Origin of the sequence: Silvibacterium bohemicum, assembly GCF_001006305.1 — a bacterium.
GTDB classification, from domain to species: Bacteria; Acidobacteriota; Terriglobia; order Terriglobales; family Acidobacteriaceae; genus Silvibacterium; species Silvibacterium bohemicum.
This window is the reverse complement of the sequence record NZ_LBHJ01000003.1, coordinates 930565-952188: the sequence shown is the minus strand read 5'-3', so window position 1 is coordinate 952188 and position 21624 is coordinate 930565. Positions and strand designations below refer to the sequence as shown.

Here is a 21624-nt window from a genome sequence, read left to right as displayed (position 1 = left end):
ACCTGCCGGCTACGTCAGCACCGCATTATTGTGAGGCAAAGACGGAGCTTCATAGACGCTCGGCTGTGATCCGCTAGTAAATCTCTATTGGCTGGACGACGCGGCTGATAGCGCCATTCGGGCTTGGAGAGTCAGGCCTCAAAGAGCTGCCCAAGCTGAAGAAGAGACCCAGCACCTGGCCGAAGAGCACATCCACTGCGGGCCGATAGGAGTCCGGAATCTGCCAATGATTCTGCGGCGCCAGCACTTGCGTGCTTTCAAGCTGAGGCAATCCAGACATGCCGCTGCCGATGACCGCCAGGGATGCTCCCACCAATTGCTTGCGTTCGATCTCGCGAAGCAGGTCGATCTCGTATCGCTGCCTTGTGCTTTGCGTGGACAGAAAGCTCACTAAAAGAGTGTCGTGATCGAGGGCCGCCATGGGGCCATGCCTCAAACCGAGCGTGGATTGTGACATGGTCTTTGTCCTTCCCGCTGTGAGCTCCAATAATTTGAGCGCCGACTCCTGAGCGGTTCCAGCCGCCGGCCCGGAGCCAATGAAGCAGGCTCGCCTGTAGCCCTTTGTGGCAAGGTGTTCGGCAAGCTCTGCGGCGAGAGGGAGAAAAGCCTGCGCAGCCTCCGACAAGGATTTGACGATCGGCTCGTACTCCGCCGCGGACCACGCATGCGCGAGCACCTGCCCCGCGATAACCATGTTCGTGAAAGAGCTGGTCATGGCCAGCCCCTGATCGTTGGTTTCTTCGTCGAGCACGATGCCGAAGCAGCCTGCTTTGCCCTTGATGAGCTGGCTCATCTGGCCGGAAGCGTTGCAGGATACGACCAGATGTGAGATCTGCGGATTCTCCGCGAGAGCCCGCTCCAGCACGGCGACACCTTCAGGGCTGTCACCCGAGCGCGAAAAAGAAATCCAGAGATAGGGGCGATCTTCGAGGATGTACTCGGAGAAGTCGATGAGCAGATCTGTGCTTGCGACAGGCACAACTTCGCATTGCCACTTTTGTCGCAGCAAGTGATGCAGGCAGTGTCCTATATAGTCCGATGTTCCGGCTCCAATGAGATAGACGGTCGGCCGATCCTGCGAAGCAGCGGTAAGGCCAACAGCCGACAGAAATGCCTGAATCTCCGGCATCCGCGCTTCGATATGAGCCCAGGTGCTGATCCAGGTTGAGGGTTGCTGCAGGATTTCCGCGGGCGTGTGTGCGATTCCTCGTTCATCTTTTTCCGCCGAAGGTAGGTTAACCAGTGATATGAGAGGGTTCACTCTGTCTAAACTCCTAGTGTCTTGAAGCCGCAATGGGCCGGTTCGCTGCTAATTCTGTATCTCTAAGTAAAATGCTTATCGATGCATTACGGATGCGCCTGATTCGAACGTGCGTACTTCAAAGGGCTTCAGATGGACTGATACCACGCGGTCTGCTTGCCAATCGAGGGCAGGATTTTGAGATGACTCGAAAGGCTGTTCGACTTTGAACGATGTCGGCGCATCTGTGGGCAGCTCGAGCGCGGTCCTCAAATTCAGTTGATAATGCTGCGCAGTGTTCGACGGATTCCGCAGAGTAATGATCCAGCCATTGGGCGACCATGCGGCCCAACCATAAACCTGCAGCTGGCCCGGATCTCCGCCGATCCAATGAGTGTCCTTCAGGATGGATGCCTTCTCGCGCGACCATCGAGCCGCGTCTGCGAGGACGTTCCAATCGGCCGAGGTCAACAGAGACGGAGTGATGTACATCTCCTGCAGTTGGGTACCGCTGCCGAAATACGAATGGACCTCATCGGCAAAGTCATGCCCGGGATCGCTGCCGAGATCCTTCGCCTGCTTGGCGTAGATGATGCCATGCAGCATGAGCGAATTCAGCGGAAAGAGCGGACCGCCGCGAACGATGTTCTTATATGTCTGCTCATCGCGGTAAGTGATCCAGCGCTGCCGTGGTGTTCCGACACCGGCAAAGTCATGGTCTTCGCCTGAACGCCAGATCGAGTCAGCATAAAAAATCCAGAACGGAGACGGATGCGTGCCCGTCGTGAGGTTAATGAAGATGCCCGGCTTTTGTTCTCGAATCTGGTGGATGAGATGGATAGCCGCGTCAAAGTCGCTGTCGAAGGCAGAGCCGGGAAAGACGCGATCCGCGTTGCCTGTGCCGTCGAACTTGAACTGGTTCACGTGGTAGCGAGAGATCATCTCAGAACAAATCTTCGAGAAGCCCTCGAAATACTTGGGGCCGGAGAGCGCAAAGCCGTCGTGAACAATCTCGTAGCCGTGCTCGTGTCCGAATTGAATACGCTCCCGTTTCTGTTCGGCATAACCTCCCCATGGAGAAAGCCATACGCCAATACCCGCATGGATATTGGCTGCGGCTTTATCGGCGGAGCTGAAGCCATCGGGGAAACCTGGGTTGAAGCCCCAGAAGGATTTCGGATTATCCCAGCCGTCATCGAAGAGAAACGAATCGATCTTCACATGCCGCTTCTCGACAAGTTCGGTCCCGAATGCGTGAATGCGATCAAGAACCGCTGCTTCGTCGTAGCGGTTTTCGTAGCCAATGTCGTACCAGGAGTTGTAATGCAGGAACGGTTCGTACGGACGCGGGCGCTCGGCCTCAAGATAAGCGAGAAATGTGCGGCGCATCTGGCCTGGTTGAGCGGTGCCGATGACCGCAGAGTATGTGACCGATTGATTCTTCTGCAAAGGAAGCACCCGGGATATGCCCGCCTGGACATGGCCGGCATCCACCTTGCTCCATGAGAGAGGGTGCTCGAAGCCGAAGAACATTTGCGCATCGACGACCGGGGAGCCCTTTACAGTTCCCTCCACGCGAGCCTGCGGGTCTTGAAAGTCGAGCAGCCTGACCTCGGAGATTCCGAGATCGCGGTCGGTCGCCTGAATGCGTAACCGCTCTCGCAGATAGGCGCCGTCGCGGTGTACCAGCAGGCACCAGTGAAAATTTGCCGCCGTGTGCGGATCGCGCAGATCTGCACATACCTGCTTGTCTCCCGGATGAGCCGGCGCTGTCGACAAAGCCTCCACTGCAAATGGATGAATCCACCGCAGCGTCGACGGATGCAAGATGGAGCCGTCACGAAGAGTGATGGTGAAAAGCTCAGCGATAGCGATTGCGTGCGGAGCGATAAGATCCTGTATCTGAATTTCAGGCTGACCGGGAGATGCGTCGAGATGCACGGCCATCGTCTTGTCCGCGATCGAAATTTGCGCCATCTGCCGTGACGCCGCGCCCTGACTGTGAGCAGGCATTGCAAAGGACAAAAGAGCAGCGGCCACGGAAAGGAATCGCCATTCGACCTTGCGCACGATATTCCTCACCTTGAGCTTGACCCCTGGTTCTCGGTGGTCTCTGCAAGGCCGGCATCCGTTCGGAGAGCTCTACTGTGAATGGCCGGAAAATGATGCCGCCGAAGAAACTCTTCGCGTTCCTCGCGCAGACGAAAAGCTTCTGTGCCGCCCGATCGCTGCGTCGAGAGTGCTCCCGATATATTGGCCGCGCGCGCGCTCTCTTCCAAACTATGCCCCGAGAGCCACGCAGCCAGGAAGCCCGCGTTAAAGCTGTCGCCGGCTCCGATCGTGTCGACCGGCGAAACCGTAATACCGGGAATTTGCACGCGGCTCTTGCCGCTCTGAATGAGTGCTCCCTCGCTGCCGCACTTAACCACAATGGTCGGCACAATCGATGAGAGTTCAGCCAGCGCTTCATCTACGTTGGTGCGACGCGCGATGCGGCAAAGCTCATCTTTGTTCGGCAGCAGAATATCGATGAGCGGCAGTAGCTGGGGAAGCACGCCGTTCCATTTATCTTCGGGATCGTCATTGGTATCAAGCGATAGAGTCAGACCCCTCGACTTCAGCTCGCGGAAGAGTGCGGGCAGATCGGCCTGAAGAGCCCGATGCAGGAAAAGCGAAGAAAGATGGAAATGCCGGGCAGAAGCGAGATAGTCGACGTCCAGGTCAGCCCGCGACATCTCAAACATGGTGCCGGGATAAGTGAGAATGCGGCGCCGGTCCCCATGGTGAAGCAGGATGGTTACACCGGTCTTGGTCGCATCCTGCGCTACCGTAACTTTCGATAGATCCACACCGCTCTCGGCAAGCCGGTGCAGGGCCAGTTGACCGAACTCGTCCTGACCTACGCGAGTGATAAAACCTGTCGAGATCCCCAGCGTCGCGAGATTATGGGCCAGGATGGCGGACGAGCTGCCCAGGGTGACTTCAAACCCCGACGCGAGCAACTCCCGCTCGACAGGGATGTTCTCCGGAAGCCCATAGAGAACGAGATCGAGGTTGAGTTCGCCGGCGATTGTTATGTCAAACGAAACCATATTCCCCCTGCGGCAAAACTCGCCTTTCGCCTTTGATTGTTCATCATCTTGAAAAGCTACAAAATACCGGTGCCGATGTGATCAGGTTGAAGCCTCAAAACAATCATCCTGCGGCTCTTTTCAGGAAACCCGCCACTGCCTTGGAAAATCCAAATAGGTACCAGCTTTGAAATTATGCCTTATGCAGCCATGTTTCGGATAATTATCTTTCATTACCACCAACGATGTAAACCGTAATCTCACGAACCGCGGCCTTCCGATTTGTGTTGTATCATTTCGCCATTTGCGGCGCATGGCCTTCCGCCGTCGCAGGAGAAAATTTGCATAACCTAGACATGAGCGTTTTCAGCTTGGTGGGGCAATCGAGCAGAAGGATTGCGGGGATCCTCCTGGGTGCGCTTGTTTTCTGCTCTTTCGCCTTCGGGGGCGCCTGCTGGGCGCAAGAGGCGACAACGGTGGTCCGGCCTGTGGAGACACAGGAGATTCTCGTGAACCCCGGCATGGGGATTCAGACCTTCCAGCGATACAACGGCGACGCATTGAATTCCGGAGTCAAATGGTCAGAGGAAGGGCCGGTCGACAAACTCCGATCCCCTGCTGAGAGTGTCGATTTCCCGCAATCGTCTGTCGCTTACTGCCGGTGGCACTGGGCGACCCTTGAGCCGGAGCAAGGGAAAATTCGCTGGGAGATCATCGACCTTGCGCTGGCGGAAGCCCGACGTCATGGACAGCGGCTCGCGATTCGCCTGATGCCGTACGATCCCGACCACCCACTTCCCAAGTGGTATCGCGAATCGGGCGCAAGACACGCCAACTCGGCCTCTGCGAAGGATGCGAACATCTGGCAGCCGGACTTCAGTGATCCTCTGTACTTCAAATATTGGAGCGCTCTGGTGACCGAAGCGGGAAGGCGCTACGACGGGCATCCAGACCTGGATAGCGTTGACATCTCGACCGTGGGATATTGGGGCGAAGGATGGAGCGACTATATGCCCGAGTTTCCTGTCCAGAAAAAACTCATCGATGTGTACTTGAAGGCATTTCGCAAGACGCCGTTGCTTATGAACTTCGACCAGCCAGATGCCCTGGTCTATGGCACGTCACACGGTGCAGGCTGGCGTCTCGATTGCCTGGGCGATATGAAGAAGCCCGAGTCGGAGATGCTGGATCAGTATCCCGAAGAGATTGCCGAGACAGGCATTCAAGATGTGTGGAGGACAGCACCGGTTTCTCTTGAAACATGCGGCGTGCCGGAGTCGTGGTTTCGCGCGGGTTGGGGCGTGCGATATATCCTCGGCGAGGCTCTGCGATGGCACGTGAGCACGGTCAACGTGAAATCAAGCGCAATTCCGAAAACATGGAAGACGGAGTTCGACGACTTCCAGCGGAAGATGGGTTATCGCTTTGCACTGAGACGCGCCGAGTGGCAGGATCAGATCCGCGCGGGTGAGGCGCTTCATTTGAAGACATGGTGGGTCAACGAAGGCGTAGCTCCTATTTACAGGCCCTTCGTGCTTGCATTTCGCCTGAGTTCACCGGATCACTTCACAGTGATACGAACAGACGCGGACCTTCGCAAGTGGCTTCCCGGCGACGCTGTCTTCGAAGATCCGGTCTTTGCACCCGGGGATCTTTCGGCTGGAGACTATCAATTGAGCGTCGGAATTCTGGACCCCACCACGCTGCAGCCTGCAGTGAGGCTCGCAATCGAGGGACGTGGCGAAGACGGCTGGTATCCGCTGGGCATGATCCGCGTGAATCAAGGTCCGTGAATATGCGGTTTCGTTCGTGCACGAATGTGTGGGGGGACTAAATATATTCTGGAGTGTGGCGACACGCCTGAGATATCTTGCAATCGTGATCGATTCTCCGATAGCCCTTGATGAGGAATGCGATGAAGACCTTTCTACTGCTGGCATGCATGATGATTGCGAATAGCGTCACCGCAGAAGTCTCGAATCAAGCGATCGCGCGATTTGCGGATCACGAATCCCAGCCCGATACCGATCCAAACTCAGCGTTTTGGCGCGGCGCGCCTGCGGTCACCATGGCAAATGACAACTTTGGAAAGCCGGCGCCAGGTTATGAATCGGAAGTGCGGGCGCAGTGGACCAGCGAGAACCTTTACTTCCTTTTTATCTGCCCTTATCAGGACTTGAATATGAAACCTGATTCCGACACCGTAAACGAAACCTACGGACTTTGGAATTGGGATGTCGCGGAGGTCTTTATAGGCTCGGACTTCAAGGATATTTCGAAATATAAGGAATTCGAGTTATCGCCTCGCGGCGAATGGGTCGATCTCGATATCGACCTCAATACACCTCACCATGAAGACGGCTGGAAATGGAATTCTAACTTCCAGGTGACCGCTCGCATCGATACCACGAAAAAAATCTGGTACGGATTTATGCGCATTCCCTATCGCGCGGTAGATTCGCGAGCTGCAGCGCCGGGCAACGAACTACGAATCAATTTTTTTCGCGGCCAGGGCGCGAATCATCAATTGATCGCGTGGCAGGCGACCCACAAGCCGACCTTCCATGCGCCCGAGGCGTTCGGCAGGTTGAAGCTCGCCGCCGCCGATCCTATCGAGAAAACACACAGCACACCTGTCTCCGGACGTTGAAGCGGGACTCTCACGCTCCCACTCAAACCTGCGTAGCGATTGCGGAGACTTTTCTCTGCTGCCACCGGCCGCTCGTGAAATCGGGAAACTCCATCGGCTCGCTGCCGCGGCTTACCGAAGCGACACTCAGAGGCGCCACCGCAGACCACGCCGCGGCATCGTAAACATCCATGTCGGGTGGAAGTCCTTCCCGCACGCACTGCAGCAAGCGATAGAGCATGATGTAATCCATGCCTCCGTGGCCGCCAACCTTCTTTGCGATCTCCCCTTCGCGCTGCCAGAGAGGATGCGCATACTGCTTCCATGCATCGATCGAGCCCCAGGCTTCATCCTTGTTTTGATTATCGAAGTAGATGCGCGGCGGATAGTCCTGAAAGATTCCCTTCGTGCCGGCGATCAAGTTGATTCGGTCATAGGGATGCGGCGTTGAAACCGTGTGCTTCACCGTGATAGTCAAACCGTTCGCGGTTTTGATCAGCGACGTATTCATATCGCCGGTCACGTAGCGCTCCGATAGTCTCGGATCATTTGGTTGGAGATGCTCTTTGCGATATGCGTCGAGTGATCGCTCCCGGCTGCTCATCGAAACAATGCGGTCAAACCGATCTCCGCGTTGGATGCCCATATAATTCGCTACCGGGCCAAGTCCATGCGATGGATACAAGTTGCCGTCGCGCTGCGTATGCTCCGCGCGCCGCCACAATCCCTCTCCCTCATCCGAGAAGAGAATCGCGCGAAGGTCGTGCAGGTAGGCTCCCTCTCCGTACAACAGGTCGCCGAAGAGGCCAGCATTTGCCATCCGAAGGACGAGCGTCTCGTTGTAGCCATAACAGCAGTTCTCCAGCATCATGCAATGCCTGCGCGTCTCTTCCGAGGTGCGAACGATCTGCCAGCAATCTGCAATCGATGTCACGCCGGGGACCTCGATGGCTACATCCTTGCCATGTTTCATCGCAAAGATCGCCTGTTCGGCGTGCCAGTTCCACGGAGTTGCGACGATCACCAGGTCGATATCGTCGGTCGCCAGCATGTTTTCGAAATCATGGGGTCCATCGGCGTAAAGTCTCGGCTTCTTCTGGCCGGATGCGACCACCATCGCGGAAGCATTCTCCGCCTTACTCTTCACGATGTCGCACACAGCCACCACCTGGCCGTCAGCAGCAAGCAAGTTTCCCAGCAGAGAGGTGCCTCGCCCACCGGTGCCGATCATCGCAATTCGAGGATCTCGTTTTTGGAACGGAACGTCGATCATCGTGTCATGTTCGCTCACGACTTCGGCATGTGCAAGTTGCGAGACACCCGCGCTCATGGCGCCTACCGCTGCTGCCTGAACAAATCTGCGCCGCGTCCATGATCCAGTGGTCGTTCCCTCGAGACTCATTCCTCACCTCTAAATCTGCAAATTCCCTGCTCGGTTTCCGCCTAGCGTAGGGGCGCGGCCTATCAGTGTCAAGATTTTTTCAAAGGAATACAAAACATTTGAATGCCATACGAAGGAAAACGCAGCATCTTCGTGCTACTCTTTCGTTACTTTACGGTGGCTGCCGAAATTCTGGCCGAAACCCGGAAGAGGTTTTCCAAATGCCCCTCACCGCTACTCAAGCCCCATCTATGCGGGGATCGACAATAAACGAGCCTGGCGCAGCGGTAAGCTCGCCGCAAAAGCGCAACATCGCCGTGGACGCCTACCGGGGCTTCGTGATGCTGCTCATGATGGGCGAGGTGCTTCGTTTTTCGGAGATTGCGCAGGCCTATCCCAATAGTTCGTTTTGGCGCATCCTGGCCTACAACCAGTCGCATGTCGAGTGGACCGGCATGAGCCTTCACGACATGATCCAGCCGTCCTTTACGTTTCTGGTCGGCGTCGCGCTGCCCTACTCTGTGCGGAGCCGCCGGCGCAAAGGCGAGAGCATCCGTCATATGGTGGGGCATGCGCTCTGGCGCAGTTTTCTACTCGTGGCGCTGGGTATCTTTCTTCGCTCCACTCATAGCCCGTCGACGGACTTCACCTTTGAAGACACTCTGACGCAGATCGGTCTGGGCTATACCTTCGCGTTTCTGCTAACCCTCTACTCGCCGCGATGGCAGTGGGCCGCATTCGGGTCAGTTCTCTTCGCGTATTGGCTGGCATGGGCGCTCTATCCGGCTCCAGGCTTGAACTTCCCTTATGCTGCGGTCGGCGTTCCGCCCGAGTGGCATCACCACTTACTTACGGGGTTTGCGGCGCATTGGAACAAAAACAGCAATCTCGGGCAGGCCTTCGACCTATGGTTTCTCAACCTCTTCCCGCGGCCTACACCTTTTCTCTTCAATGATGGCGGGTATCTCACGCTGAGCTTTATCCCTACGCTTGGCACAATGCTTCTGGGATTGGCCGCGGGACGATGGCTGCTCGCTTCCGCCCCGAACATTCCGTTTCGTAAGCTTTTGCTTTCAGCGGCCGCATTGATCGGCTGCGGTCTGCTACTTCATTTAAGCGGGCTCTGCCCGATCGTGAAACGCATCTGGACACCCGCATGGACTCTGTTCAGCGGAGGCATGTGCTTCCTGTTCCTGGCTGCGTTTTCCTGGATCATCGATGCTAAGAAGCAAAGCCGCCTGGCGTTTCCACTCGTGGTTGTCGGAATGAACTCCATGGCGGCTTATCTCATCGCGCATCTATTCGAAGACTTTGTCCAAAGCAGTTTTCGCATCAATCTCGGAGCGGCTGCACTGAATATCCTGGGATCTTCCCTGCAACCGCTGCTGCTCGGAACGCTGACTCTCGGTGTTTACTGGCTTATTCTTTTCTGGATGTTCAGGAACAAGGTGTTTCTTCGCATCTAGAAGTCGGACTTGCGAAGCCAGATTTGGATGGCTCGCGCCATGAGTTGATTAAATGCTCGACATCCCGCCGTCGACGAAGAGTTCGACACCCTGGATAAACTTGCTATCCTCCGAAGCCAGGAATGAAGCAGCCTTGGCGACATCCACGGCTTCTCCGATCACCCCTGCCGGGATTTTGGAAACAAGCTCTCCCTTGATCTGCGCGACTACTTCTTTCGGAAGATTAGTTGAGTTCCAGATGGGAGTTTCAATCGGACCGGGGCTGATCACATTGACGCGTATTTTCCGGGGCGCGAGCTCCGCAGTCCAGGTGCGCGCGAAAGAGCGGACTGCAGCCTTGGTGGCGCTATAGACGGTGAAGCCAGGGACACCGGCTTGCGAGGCATTGGAGCCGCAGAGCAGAATGGCACCTCCATTGGACATCAAGGGTAGCGCCTTCTGCACCGTGAACATCAGCCCACGCAAATTGATATTGAAGGTCTGATCGAACTGCTGCTCCGTAACCTGATCGAGGGTTGCCGGGAAGCCAATCCCTGCATTCGCGAAGACGATGTCGACTCGTCCTTTCTCTTTTGCTACCTGCGCATACAGGCGGTCGAGATCGGCGAGATTCGAGACGTCGCCTTGTACGGCGGTCACGTTTTTCCCGATCTTCTTTACAGCTTCGTCTAGTTCCTTCTGACGCCGTCCGGTGATAAAGACGTATGCGCCCTCCGCAACGAAGTCCTCTGCTGTCGCCAATCCAATGCCGCTGTTGCCGCCCGTGATTACGGCGACCTTGTTCGCTAATTTGCCCATGTTCTCCTCGTGTCCTGCCTCTTCAAGAACAACTCGAATGGGAGAATATTCCATCCGATAAGAGGTTGCATGAATCTGAAACGAGGACCTGTTTATACAACCGGATTAGATTCACTTTCCTACAATCGGCGGTGAGAATGCGTCCACTAGAGTGATGATTTTCATATGCGCTTTAAGATCGCTGAGCGTGGCGTTGCTTGTAACGTGAATCATCCTGGGTTCCGCGGGCAGGAGATCGATATAGTTGTCCGAGAAATCGACATCCAGCTGGCCGAACGATAGGTAGGTGCTGCGCGCCAGCACCGGGGAGCTGAGGGTCACATCGAATCCATCGCCAGCCTGTTGAATAGAGGAAGTAATCGAGGCCGCTGGAAGCTGAATCTTCTTCGAGGGCACAAAATAGACGAGGTTCGTCGAGACTTTCTGACCGCCCACAGTTAGATCGGCTTCGCCCACAAGCCTGGACCAATCAGGATTGCCAGCAGATAGCTCCACCATTGGCAATTGTTGATAGATCTTCGAAGCGAGCGGTTCGATTCGGATTGGCTGATTTGTTTCCTTGATGATCTTGCCCGAGAAATCCATGATGCGCAGCCGAAGCGTGCCATCGAGCGGCGCCGTTTTGTCGGAGACGATATAGACCGAGAGCGTGCCTCCATCGAGGTGTGGCGAGACCAGCACTGGCGCGTAGAAACGGCGCGCATAGTATTGAAGAGCCTTCCAGCGGCCGTAATAATCGATGCTCGACCATGAAGCAACGGGCCAGCAATCGTTCAGTTGCCAGAAGAGCGATCCCATCGTCCTTGGGCGGGCACGGCGAAAGGCTTCAGCTCCAACCTTGATGCCTTCTGCCTGCAGAACCTGGCTCGCATAAAGAAAGGAAGCGAAGTTCTTCGGTTCCCCGAAGTACCGGGTCATGTAATCTTCAATGATCTTGTTGCCGCCACCATTCTTCTGGTGAGCCAGCATGACAGGAGTAAAGATGCTGGCGCGATCTTCCGGTGTGGTGAAGGATTCGATTGTCTTCATCTCCGGGAACGATTGGAATCCATACTCCGAGACAAAACGCCACGGCCGCTTTTCGAACTCCTCGAAGTCGGCATTGCCATGCCAGATGCTCCAGTCATGATTGTCGCCGCTCTGATAAGCATCGCTGAGTTCTTCGTAGTCGGCGCTGGGCGTGCTGGGCCAATACGGCGTTTGCGGATCGAGGCGCGCTTCCGTTCTCGCGAGAATGCCGCTGAACTCCGTAAGGTAATCCTCCCAGATTCGTTCGTGAACGGGCGCGGGCAGCTGGCCGTTGCCGTTCCAATCCCGCAACGACTCGGTCTCATTATTGCCATCCCAGAGAACGATGCTGGGATGATTGCGCAGGCGCGTGATCTGGAATTCCGCCTCGCGTTCGATCTCCTGCTTGAACTGGTAGGTGCCCGGCTGCCAGTTATTGCCGAACATCAGATCGTGAAAGACCATCAGTCCCAGTTCGTCGCACAGATCGTAGAACTCCTGCGTCTCGTAGTAACCGCCGCCCCAGAGGCGAACCATGTTCATGTTGGCGTCCCTGGCCGATTGCAGGATGCGCTGATATTTCTCGTTGGTCACGCGGCTGGGAAAGCTGTCGAACGGAATGATGTCTGCACCTTTCGCAAAGATCGGAATTCCATTCACGACAAATTCGAAGGAACGGCCCCACTGATCCAGCTCTCTGCGCAGGACAACCGATCTCAGTCCGGTCTTCACATCTTTCGCATCTACCTCTTGACCATCCTCTTTCACCGATACGTGAAAGCGATAGATGGGCTGCGCTCCGTATCCCGACGGATACCAGAGTTGCGGATGAACGAGCTCAACGGGAATTGAGATGCGATTGGTCCCCGGAGCGAGCGTGATCATGCGTTGCGTGTGCTGATCCTCTTCTTTCAATCCGTAGTCGATACTCACCAGCGCTTTGATTTCTTTCGCGGCAAGGACTTCGGTGTGAATGTCGAGATGCGCTGAGGCCGGCGCGACATCCTCCTGCTGCACAAAGACGTCTTTCACGCGGGCGTCATCCCAGACTTCAAGATAAGCCGGCCGGTACACGCCGCTGGTCGCGAAGCGCGGACCCCAGTCCCATCCGAATTCGTAGACGGCTTTTCGGATATAGCCTTTCGGATCGGTATGCGTTCGAGAGTGCCAGGGATCCTTCTCCGCAACTGCCTCGGCAGCTTTCATCGGCGCCGGGAACACGATGCGCAGCTCATTTGCACCGGCATGAAGCAGAGGCTTTGCATCAATCCTCCATTCGCGGAACATATTGTCTGGTGAGGCGATGCGTTGGCCGTTCAGATAGATGGTGCAGGCCGTATCCAGACCTTCAAAGACGAGATCGATGTGCTCCCGCGACAAGACGTCCTTTGTGGCGTTGATTGAGGATCGATACTCCCATCCTGCTTTTTCTATCCATTGCTGCGTGGCTTCGTTATCTCGATAAAAAGGATCTTGAACCTTGCCGTTTTTCAGCAGGTCCAGGTGAACATCGCCCGGAACTGTTGCCGTCATCCAACCGCCTTCCATGCTGGGAGGATGATCACCCTGGCTTTCGACCATGCCATCACCGGCCAACTGCCGAAAGCTCCAGGACCTTTCGAGCGGTATCCGTTCGCGATGCCGCAGCTCTCCCACTGCACGCGAGCCGGGATGAAGAACGATGAGGGAGAGAAGCAGGGCGCGAACGATCAAAGGCGTGTGCTCATTTCTGGTCTTGGAATTTGATTTGGAGTTATCGAGCGTGCCGGCTAATGCTCAAACTATGCCGCGAAGATCGCTATGACCTTCACGGCGCTGTCGCTTCGAGCGTCAAGGCCGCGTCCTGAAAGTCGCCGCGCATGTCGACATCGATGCCGTGCTGCATCCAGAACGTTCCGCTGGCGACGGCCGGTGTGCCGGCCGAGAGTTTGCCATCGAGTGTCTCGACCTTATACATCGCATCCGGTTTCAATCCGCGCAGAAAGACGCGGGGAAACGGATACAGCATCTCGCTGGAGTGGAGAAAAGCAAATACGACGGCCTTCTGTTGATCCTGAGACACAGATTCGGTGACGGACTGCTCGCTTCCCTTCTGCGGCGAGATCAATCGATACAGCGAACCACGCTGCACGGTCTCGCGAATCTGCTTGTATTGCGCGACCATCTTCTTTGCCGTCGCAAAGTCTTCGGGCTTCCAGTTATTCAGATTGGCGCCGATGCCCAGCGCTCCCTGCATGGAGGAGAGAAAGCGGAATTCGAGAGTAAGCACGCGCTGATTGACCCAGGTCGGCGAGTCGGTGACCCATGCCGTCATCACGCCGGGAGCATAGGCGTACGTGAAACCGTCTTGCATTAGCAGACGATCGAAAGCATCGGTATTGTCAGAGGGCCAGACTTCATCAGTGAAGCGCATGATGCCCAGGTCGACGCGGCTTCCTCCGCCCGAGCAGCTTTCAATCTCGACGTGAGGATGCTTCTCGCGCAATTCGGCAAGGATCGAGTAGAGGTTTCGGGTGTAATCGATGTAGACCTTCTTCTGATCCTCCTGCGCTATCGCAGGCCAACCCGGCTCCGACCAGTTGCGGTTGTAATCCCACTTGAGAAAAGCAATGTCGTTCTCGTTAAGAAGCTTGTCGAGAAACTGGAAGACATAAGCCCGCACATCCGGCCGAGCAAGATTGAGCATAAGCTGGTTGCGCCCTTCCGTACGCGGACGGCCAGTGAAGTTCAACACCCAGTCTGGATGTTTGCGGTAGAGGTCGCTATCCGGGTTGACCATCTCGGGCTCGACCCACAGTCCGAAGTCCATCCCCAGTGAGTGGATCTTGTCGATCAGAGGCTTCAGTCCATGCGGAAACTTAGTTGGATTCACATACCAATCACCGAGGCCGGCGTGATCGGTCGCACGCTGGCCGAACCATCCGTCATCGATGACGAAGCGCTCCACGCCAATGCTTGCCGCCTCCTCGGCAAGCACTTCCTGGCCTGCCTCATCAACGCTGAACGTCGTTGCCTCCCATGAGTTATAGAGAACAGGCCGCAACTTCGGTGTGGGCGCGTGCGGCAGGATGCTTCCGATCTCAAAGCGATGCAGCAGGCGGGACGCGCCTCCGATGCCGTCGTGAGAATATCCAGCGTAGAAGTCGGGCGAGTCGAGATGCTCGCCAGGAGCGAGACGATATCCGAAGTCGAAGCTGTTCGGCCCCGCCGTGACGCGAACCTGCTGGAGCTGATCCTGTTCGATGCTCATCTGCCAGGAGCCGCTCCAGCCGAGGGCTCCGAACCAGACGTCGCCGCTGTCCTGATCGTTTGCGCCGTTACGGTCGATGGCAAACCAGGGATTGTTTTGATCTCCGGTCGATCCCCGGCGGCTCTCGAGGATGGTCTTACCGGGTTGAACCATCTGCTCATGCAGACTCCACTCGCCGGCCCAACGTCCGGTCAGATAACGCAGCCTATAATCGGTGCCGCGCGGCAGATTCCACGTGCCCGATGCGATTTGCTCGATAGTGAAGGGCGCATTGGTCTTGTTGAGCACCTGCGCGGATCTTCTCAGAATGCCGGTCGTGCCATCCGCTTCGTACTGCAGATCAACGTAGACCTCACGCGAGATGTCTTTGAGGCGAAGGGTAAGCCGGTTGCCTTCGATGCTGTGGCTGACGTATTCGAGCACGAGATCACGGTTTCCATCGGGGAACGTGACTTTAAGATCGGGCTCGACGTAGAGGCCGCCACCCCACGCCACAAACTCCTGCTGCGTGGTATTGATCGAAGCGTCGAAGGCTGAGAGGCCGGGATCGGAGTGGGCCGCGGAGAAGGTGTCCGTGGCATTGAGCCGCTTGCCCCAATAGAGCGTTTGTACCTGTTTCTTTTCGTTAATTCCGAGCACGTACGACATATCCGCGGCATCGATGCGGAAGACCTGCGCCTGCTTATCGAAAACAATCGATGCTGCATTTGCCTGCCCCATCGCAGACACAGAAGCCAGGGAGCCCATGAATGCGATGTACAGCAGCATGGCCACACGCTTCGACATTTCAAGCAGAGCTGTGCCGATGTTCTGTCTATGATCGTGTCGCTCCATGTTTGTTTTCGTCTCAAGCATCATTCTTGTCTCCATCTCTGTGCGTGTTGTAGGCATCGTGCGTCTCTCGAGGCACTCCGGCGTTTCGAAACGATCTCGCAGTCAGATGCGCGCTGCGGCCCTCGGCCAGGTGAATCATGATGATGTTCTCTTTGTAGCGAACGCGGCAGCTTCCGCTCTTGTTGCCGATGATCGACGCAGAAACGAGCAGGCCGGAGGACCAGCGCATCTCTATCTGAAAGCCGCCACGGGCGCAGAGTCCGCTCACGCGACCCTCCGGCCATGCCGCAGGCAGAGCGGGCAGGAGATAAACCACATCATCCTGCGACTGCAGCAGCATTTCTGCGATGCCCGCTGCTCCAGCGGTGTTTCCGTCGATTGCAAAGATGTTTTGCTCCGCACCGGCGACCCCACCGCGCGAGTAAGTGAGGAGGTTATCGTCGGTTGCTTTCGCGATGAGCCCGACGACGTGCCGATGCGCTGCCTCACCATCCCATAGGCGCGCATAGTAATTCACAAGGTTGGCGCGGCTCCACTCCGTATCTTCCCAATTAGGCTGCTGAATGCGCCGTTCCAACGTGATGCGCGCCGCCTTGGCCAGAGCAGGAGTCTTCTCTGGAGAGATCTGGTTCTCCGGATAGAGCGCGATGAGGTGCGAGGTATGCCGGTGGTTTGGCTCGGCCTCTTCGAAGTCTTCGAGCCATTCTTGCAGCTGTCCGTATCGGCCGATCTGAAGCGGAGGCAGCTTCTGTTGAGCCAGCCTTATCCTGCTGCCAAAATCGGCATCGATCGAGAGCCGGGTTTGAGACTCCAGGCAGATACGGAAAAGCGCGTAAACGAGCACCCGGTCGCAGGTTGGGCCCATCGATTCGCTGCAGTAATCTCCTGACGGCGTGCGAAAGGCGTTTTCCGGCGAGTCGGATGGGCCGGTGACCAGCCAGCCGTGTTTCGGATGTTCAATCATGTAGGCGAGGAAGAACTCCGCTGCCTCTTTGAAAACCGGATAGGCTCGTTCGCGAAGAAACTGCATATCTCCGGTGAAGCGCACGTGATCCCACATCTGCAGCGCGATCCAGATACCTGAGGTGACGAATAGGCCCCAGCCTAAGCCCCAGCCCGGCGCGGTATAGCCCCAGGGATTCGTGACCACATGACTCACCCAGCCAGGGCAGTTATAGAGCGCTTCTGCGGTGTGCCTGCCGGATCTACTCATTCCTTCGATCAGGCTGAACAGCGGAGTCTGCGACTCCGAGAGATTGCCAACCTCAGCGAGCCAGTAGTTCTGCTCGGTATTGATGTCGAGATGAAAGTCGTCAGTCCAGCCCATGCTCGATGCCAGGCCGTCGTTCCAGATTCCTTGTAACGCGAGCGGAAGCGGCGAGTTGGCCCGCGAGCCTGCGATGGTGAGATACCGGCCATATTGGAAAAAGAGCGCGCATAGAGCAGGGTCATCGGCACCGGCTTCTACTGTTTTGCGCCTTTGGTCGGTCGGCGTCGACGTCTTTGCCTTTGGGTTTCCAAGCTCGATCTGTACTCTTCTGAAGAGAGCCTGATGGTCAGTAACATGCCGATGGCGAAGCTGTGCGTACGTCTTTCCCGACGCGTTCTGTAAAACTTCCCGGCAACGATCTGTGGGTTCGCGTCCGGTATAACTGGTGGCGACAGCGATGAGCAAGGTGATCGAATCGGCATGCGCGACCTGCAGGGAGTCTTGGCCAGCGGATATCTCTCCGCCATCGTTGATGACGCGCGCCAGGCATGCAACTTCTACACCCTGCTTGCCGTCGCTGTGTAGAGATTCGAAGGCGTTCCCTGCAAACGCCAAGATATTCGGAGCGTAGATGAGGGAGCGGCCTGGGATCTTCGGTCCGTCGAACGAGACCTTCATGTTCAACTGTCCCGGCGCTTCCCCCTTGATGTGTACGATCACGACGTCATCCGGGTTCGAGGCGAAGACCTCGCGAGTCAGGCGGCCTGCGTTCGTTAAATACTCCACTTGTGCCACTCCCTCATCGAGGTTCAACGAGCGGCGATACTCCGACGGGTTATCGGAGCGACCGAAGGCCATCACCAGATCGAACAAAGGTAGATTTGTGCCGAAGGACTTGGGATGACTCAGCAGGTGCTGTTCGCAGAGCTTTCTCGCCCCGAGATAGTCGCCGTTGAAGAGCAATTGGCGTATCTGGCTGAGATGCGCCGCTCCTTCCGGGTTGATGTCGGAAGTGCCGGGTGCACCGGACCATGCCGTCGATTCACTCAATGCGAGGCGCTCTCTGGTAACCCCGCCGAAGACCATGGCGCCCAGCCTTCCATTCCCGACGGGAAGAGCCTCCAACCAACGCTTCGCCTCGCTGGGATACCAAAGAATCAGCTCCGAGCTAGCCTCGTTCGTACGATCAGGCCATTCTGTGGACGGCAGCGCGGCAGCGGCAAGACAACTCCCGAAAAATTCGCGTCTGGTATGGATCAAGCGACCTCCGTTGTTGCTCCGCTTCACGCGGAGTCAAGCAGCTATGGGGAAACATTCGGGAGCGTGAACGGAAGCAGGTATCAAAACGTCTAACGGGAGGAGCATTCAGGATTGACTGGCTTAGGTACTCTCGATAGGCTCGGCATACATTGAGTCGATAAAGATGGCTCAGTCTGTAGAGAATCGCCGTAACATGGAATTCGTCGCTGCCAAACCTATGAATAGCACACCAAAAACCGCAGGCATCAAAGAGATCGCCAAGGCGCTCGGCATCTCGATCGGAACTGTGGATCGAGCGTTGCACGACCGCAAAGGAATCAGCCTTAAAACCAAGGCGAAGGTCCAACAGATGGCCGACAAGCTGGGATATCGTCCCAACCTTGCCGCCCAGGCCCTGAAGCTCAATCGCCGAATCGAAATAGCCGTCGTTCTGCCCAAGCAGATCTCTCACTTCTTCGATCCGTTGCGGGAGGGTATTCAATCTGCGGCTTCCTCCTCGGTCGGCCTGAACGTCAAACTTACCTTTCACGAATATCCTCGCCTCGGCTACGGAGATGCGGAGGCGCTTGAAGCGCGCCTGAAGGAGAACAATGATGGCATCGTCTTCACGCCGGGAAACCCGCGCAAGCTCGATTCCATCATTCACCGTTTGACGGAGCGAGGGACGGCGATGTTCTGCGTGGCCAGCGATGCGCCCAGCAGTGCTCGCATCGGCCTGGTATCCACGCATGCGTATTCGAGCGGCGCGCTGGCTGCGGAGCTTCTGGCACTGAAACTCAACCGCAAAGCGCACGTCGCCACCATCACCGGCGAGCTCGCAACGCTCGATCATGCCGAGAAGCTGCGCGGATTCGCGGCCACACTGGCGACTCTTGCCCCTCATCTCAGCCTGCTTCCTGCAATCGAATCTCACGAGCGCCCCAAGGAAGCGTACCGGCAGACGTTGGCCTTGCTTCAGGGAGAGAACAAGCCTCAGGGCCTTTACATCAGCACCGCGAACAGCGTGCCTGTTCTGAAGGCTCTCTCGGAGCAAGGGCTGCTGGGCAAGATTCAAGTGGTGACGACCGACCTCTTTCAGGAGCTGGTGCCGTTGATCGAGAGCGGGCAAATTCTCGCGACTCTTTATCAGCGCCCCTTCACACAAGGAAAGGTCGCCTTTGAAAGCCTCATCACCTATTTGGTTGAAGAGAAGAAGACCCTTCCCATGACGCGCCTCGCACCGCATATTATCTTTCGCAGCAACCTCTCTCTGTTCTCCGACCGCGTTCACGGTCTTGCGGGTTCGGAACCATTCTGAACTTGGGCGGCTAGTCGCCGCCCTGGCTTACAGCCTCGTTCTACCTGCCGTTTTGCGGTACAAAGCGGATCGCACATCCTCCGCCGGCGGCCAGGTGCAAGGTGAGCGTTTCACCCTTGCTCACGCTCTGCTTTCGTATGGTGACATTCTTGGGATGAATGCCGGCGTCCGGTGCATCTTCGTAGATCTCCGCCGTATAGCGGCCGGCGCCAAGGAAGCTGAGCGGCACATGAAGCTCGCGCGGAGTCCAGTTGGTCATGCTGCCCAGATACCATTCGCTCCCGTGACTGCGGGCGATGGTCACGAATTCGCCGGGCTCGCCGTTGAGAACATGCATGCTGTCCCATGACGCGGGAACGTCGCGAATGAACTGGAACGCAGGTTGATTCGCATACGCCTGAGGACTGTCCGACACCATCTGAAACGGAGTCTGGAAGACCACATAGAGGGCGAGCTGCTGCGCCCGCGTACCCATGAGCATCGGGCTCACATCGCGTCCGATGAACTCGTCTTCGGTGACGTTGTTAAAGCCTCCGGGGGTGTAGTCGAGCGGACCAGCCACCATACGCGTGAAGGGAAAGACGGAGCGATCGACCGGGCTATCCCGGCGCGCTACTTTGCTGTTCTCTGCGCCGAGGACGGCTTCGTAGCTAAGCACATTCGGGTAGGTGCGCTCGATGCCCCAAGGCTTGCTCGCGCCATGAAAGTCCACCATCAGATGGTGATCCGCGGCTTCGCGGGCCACATCATAGTAGAACTTGATGCCATCCTGGTCATCACGATTGATGAAGTCGATCTTCACGCCTGCGACGCCCCACTGCTCGAAGACCGGAAAGGCTTCCTTCATCTGCTCCATCACCGGGGTCGAATAGAGCCAGATCCAAACCTTGACATGCTTCGCGGCAGCATAACGGACCAGCTCTGGGACATCGACATTGCCGCGCAGCTTGGTGATGTCGCGACCATCCGCCCACCCGGCATCGAGGAGCATATACGGGAAGCCGGACTCCGCAGCGAAGTCGACGTAATACTCCATGTTCTTGGTGGTGTACGCAGCTTTGCCGTCGGGGCCGACGTCACCTGCCCACCAGTTCCAGGAGGCCTTTCCGGGATGAATCCAGCTCGTGTCCTGAACTCGATTGGCCGGATTCAGATCGGTGATGACCGTAGACTCCATGAGCCTGCCCGGCTCATCGGCCACCAGAAGCACGCGCCACGCGCTGTGATGAGGCAGGGTCGTCTTGAGCGCCAGGTTCTGATCGTCAATTCGCGGAGAGAGCTTCGAAACAAAATAGTGCCCCGCCCAATTTCCGGAGGGGTTCGTCACGTACATCCCAGGATTGCCTTCGAGATCGGCCTCGGTGAGCGTCATCCATGCTGTTCCCGGCGAGTGCATCAGCAGAGGCATACCGATCAGGAAGTTGCTCGACACACCGCCCTGGTTGCTGAACGCAGTAATCGGCAGCTTCACATACTCGCTCTCATAGCTGCTGCGATAGTTGGGAAGAGCCAGTGCCCAGGTGGTTGCGTCGGTGCTGATACGGAACTCCGTATCCTCCTGCTTCAGTCTCACCTCTTTGATCGCGTCCTGCTCGGGCAGAACATAGCGAAAGGCGATGGCGTCGTTGTAGGCGCGGGCTTCGATGATGAGCGTGCGCTTCGGCTCCTTGCTCTCGACAGCGCGCAGCTGCAGGCTGTTGTAGGCATCGCTTACCTTGCTTACCTTTCCGGCGAGCAACGTGTACTCATCGCTTCCCTTTCCCGGCGTGCTCTCGACTATTTGTACGTCCGAACCTAGAGCGGGCTGGCCCTCGAGTTCAAGCGCGAGCGCCGATGGATCGAGCAGCTGCTTGCCGCGAAAGGTCACCGAATAGGTCAGCTTACCTCCTGATCCGGTATTTTCTTTGCCGGCGATGGTTTCGAACTTCACGACGAGGCGTTGATCGGGTGAGCTGAGAGAGACCGGAGCCGATTGGGCGAACGCTCCACTGCAAGCACCGACTGTGAGAGCAACCAAGGTCAGAAATTTGGCCGGAGAACAGCAGGACATAAGAAAACAACCTTTCCTCAGGTAGGCCGTAAACAGCGAATCAAAGAAGAGAATGGAATGACCGATAGATGCCAGATGAGGGTGAGGGCCACGGCATCGCTGCAGCGGCTCTCACCCCAGAAACTACTGG

13 protein-coding genes are annotated in these 21624 nt (G+C 56.8%); 4 read left to right on the top strand and 9 right to left on the bottom strand.

From position 1 onward, the window contains the following. Window positions 1-73 precede the first annotated feature (73 nt). From XX99_RS09510 to XX99_RS09500, 3 genes are all read right to left on the bottom strand, one after another. A complete protein-coding gene (locus XX99_RS09510; protein WP_050059101.1) occupies window positions 74-1261 on the bottom strand; it encodes an SIS domain-containing protein in 1188 nt (395 codons plus the stop codon). Between the two features lie 75 nt (window positions 1262-1336). After that, entirely contained in the window at window positions 1337-3310 is a 1974-nt protein-coding gene (locus tag XX99_RS09505) for an enterotoxin (protein ID WP_156185893.1), read from the bottom strand. An 8-nt stretch (window positions 3311-3318) separates the two neighbouring features. Next, window positions 3319-4332 carry a carbohydrate kinase family protein gene (locus tag XX99_RS09500; protein ID WP_082125415.1) on the bottom strand — a complete coding sequence of 338 codons (1014 nt, stop codon included), beginning with the start codon at window positions 4330-4332 and terminating at the stop codon, window positions 3319-3321. A 455-nt stretch (window positions 4333-4787) separates the two neighbouring features. Between XX99_RS09500 and XX99_RS09495 the strand changes: the two genes are divergently transcribed. Further along, the gene (locus tag XX99_RS09495; protein ID WP_231581221.1) at window positions 4788-6104 is read left to right on the top strand and encodes a DUF4832 domain-containing protein; all 1317 of its coding nucleotides are present in this window, start codon (window positions 4788-4790) and stop codon (window positions 6102-6104) included. Between the two features lie 122 nt (window positions 6105-6226). Beyond that, window positions 6227-6961, top strand: coding sequence for a carbohydrate-binding family 9-like protein (locus XX99_RS09490; RefSeq protein WP_197081861.1), 735 nt, complete (start codon window positions 6227-6229; stop codon window positions 6959-6961). Window positions 6962-6983: 22 nt separating this feature from the next. Here XX99_RS09490 and XX99_RS09485 read toward each other — a convergent pair whose 3' ends face one another. Beyond that, window positions 6984-8342, bottom strand: coding sequence for a Gfo/Idh/MocA family protein (locus XX99_RS09485; protein ID WP_050059099.1), 1359 nt, complete (start codon window positions 8340-8342; stop codon window positions 6984-6986). A gap of 200 nt (window positions 8343-8542) precedes the next feature. Here XX99_RS09485 and XX99_RS09480 point away from each other — a divergent pair, with 200 nt between their 5' ends. Beyond that, window positions 8543-9787 carry an acyltransferase family protein gene (locus tag XX99_RS09480; protein ID WP_231581220.1) on the top strand — a complete coding sequence of 415 codons (1245 nt, stop codon included), beginning with the start codon at window positions 8543-8545 and terminating at the stop codon, window positions 9785-9787. Between the two features lie 48 nt (window positions 9788-9835). Here XX99_RS09480 and XX99_RS09475 read toward each other — a convergent pair whose 3' ends face one another. The 4 genes from XX99_RS09475 to XX99_RS09460 all read right to left on the bottom strand — a co-directional run bounded on the left by XX99_RS09475 (window position 9836) and on the right by XX99_RS09460 (window position 18147). Further along, the gene (locus tag XX99_RS09475) at window positions 9836-10585 is read right to left on the bottom strand and encodes an SDR family NAD(P)-dependent oxidoreductase (protein ID WP_050059098.1); all 750 of its coding nucleotides are present in this window, start codon (window positions 10583-10585) and stop codon (window positions 9836-9838) included. Between the two features lie 111 nt (window positions 10586-10696). Beyond that, window positions 10697-13306 carry a beta-mannosidase gene (locus tag XX99_RS09470; RefSeq protein ID WP_050059097.1) on the bottom strand — a complete coding sequence of 870 codons (2610 nt, stop codon included), beginning with the start codon at window positions 13304-13306 and terminating at the stop codon, window positions 10697-10699. 94 nt (window positions 13307-13400) lie between these two features. Then, window positions 13401-15701, bottom strand: a complete 2301-nt coding sequence (locus XX99_RS09465) for an alpha-galactosidase (protein ID WP_311732224.1) — start codon at window positions 15699-15701, stop codon at window positions 13401-13403. Continuing rightward, window positions 15691-18147, bottom strand: coding sequence for a glycoside hydrolase family 95 protein (locus XX99_RS09460; protein ID WP_231581219.1), 2457 nt, complete (start codon window positions 18145-18147; stop codon window positions 15691-15693). Before XX99_RS09460 ends, XX99_RS09465 begins: the two co-directional genes overlap by 11 nt. Before the next feature lie 163 nt (window positions 18148-18310). Here XX99_RS09460 and XX99_RS09455 point away from each other — a divergent pair, with 163 nt between their 5' ends. Next, window positions 18311-19444 carry a LacI family DNA-binding transcriptional regulator gene (locus XX99_RS09455; RefSeq protein WP_231581218.1) on the top strand — a complete coding sequence of 378 codons (1134 nt, stop codon included), beginning with the start codon at window positions 18311-18313 and terminating at the stop codon, window positions 19442-19444. Between the two features lie 40 nt (window positions 19445-19484). Here XX99_RS09455 and XX99_RS09450 read toward each other — a convergent pair whose 3' ends face one another. Next, window positions 19485-21494, bottom strand: a complete 2010-nt coding sequence (locus XX99_RS09450) for a glycoside hydrolase family 97 protein (RefSeq protein WP_050059096.1) — start codon at window positions 21492-21494, stop codon at window positions 19485-19487. Window positions 21495-21624 lie beyond the last annotated feature (130 nt).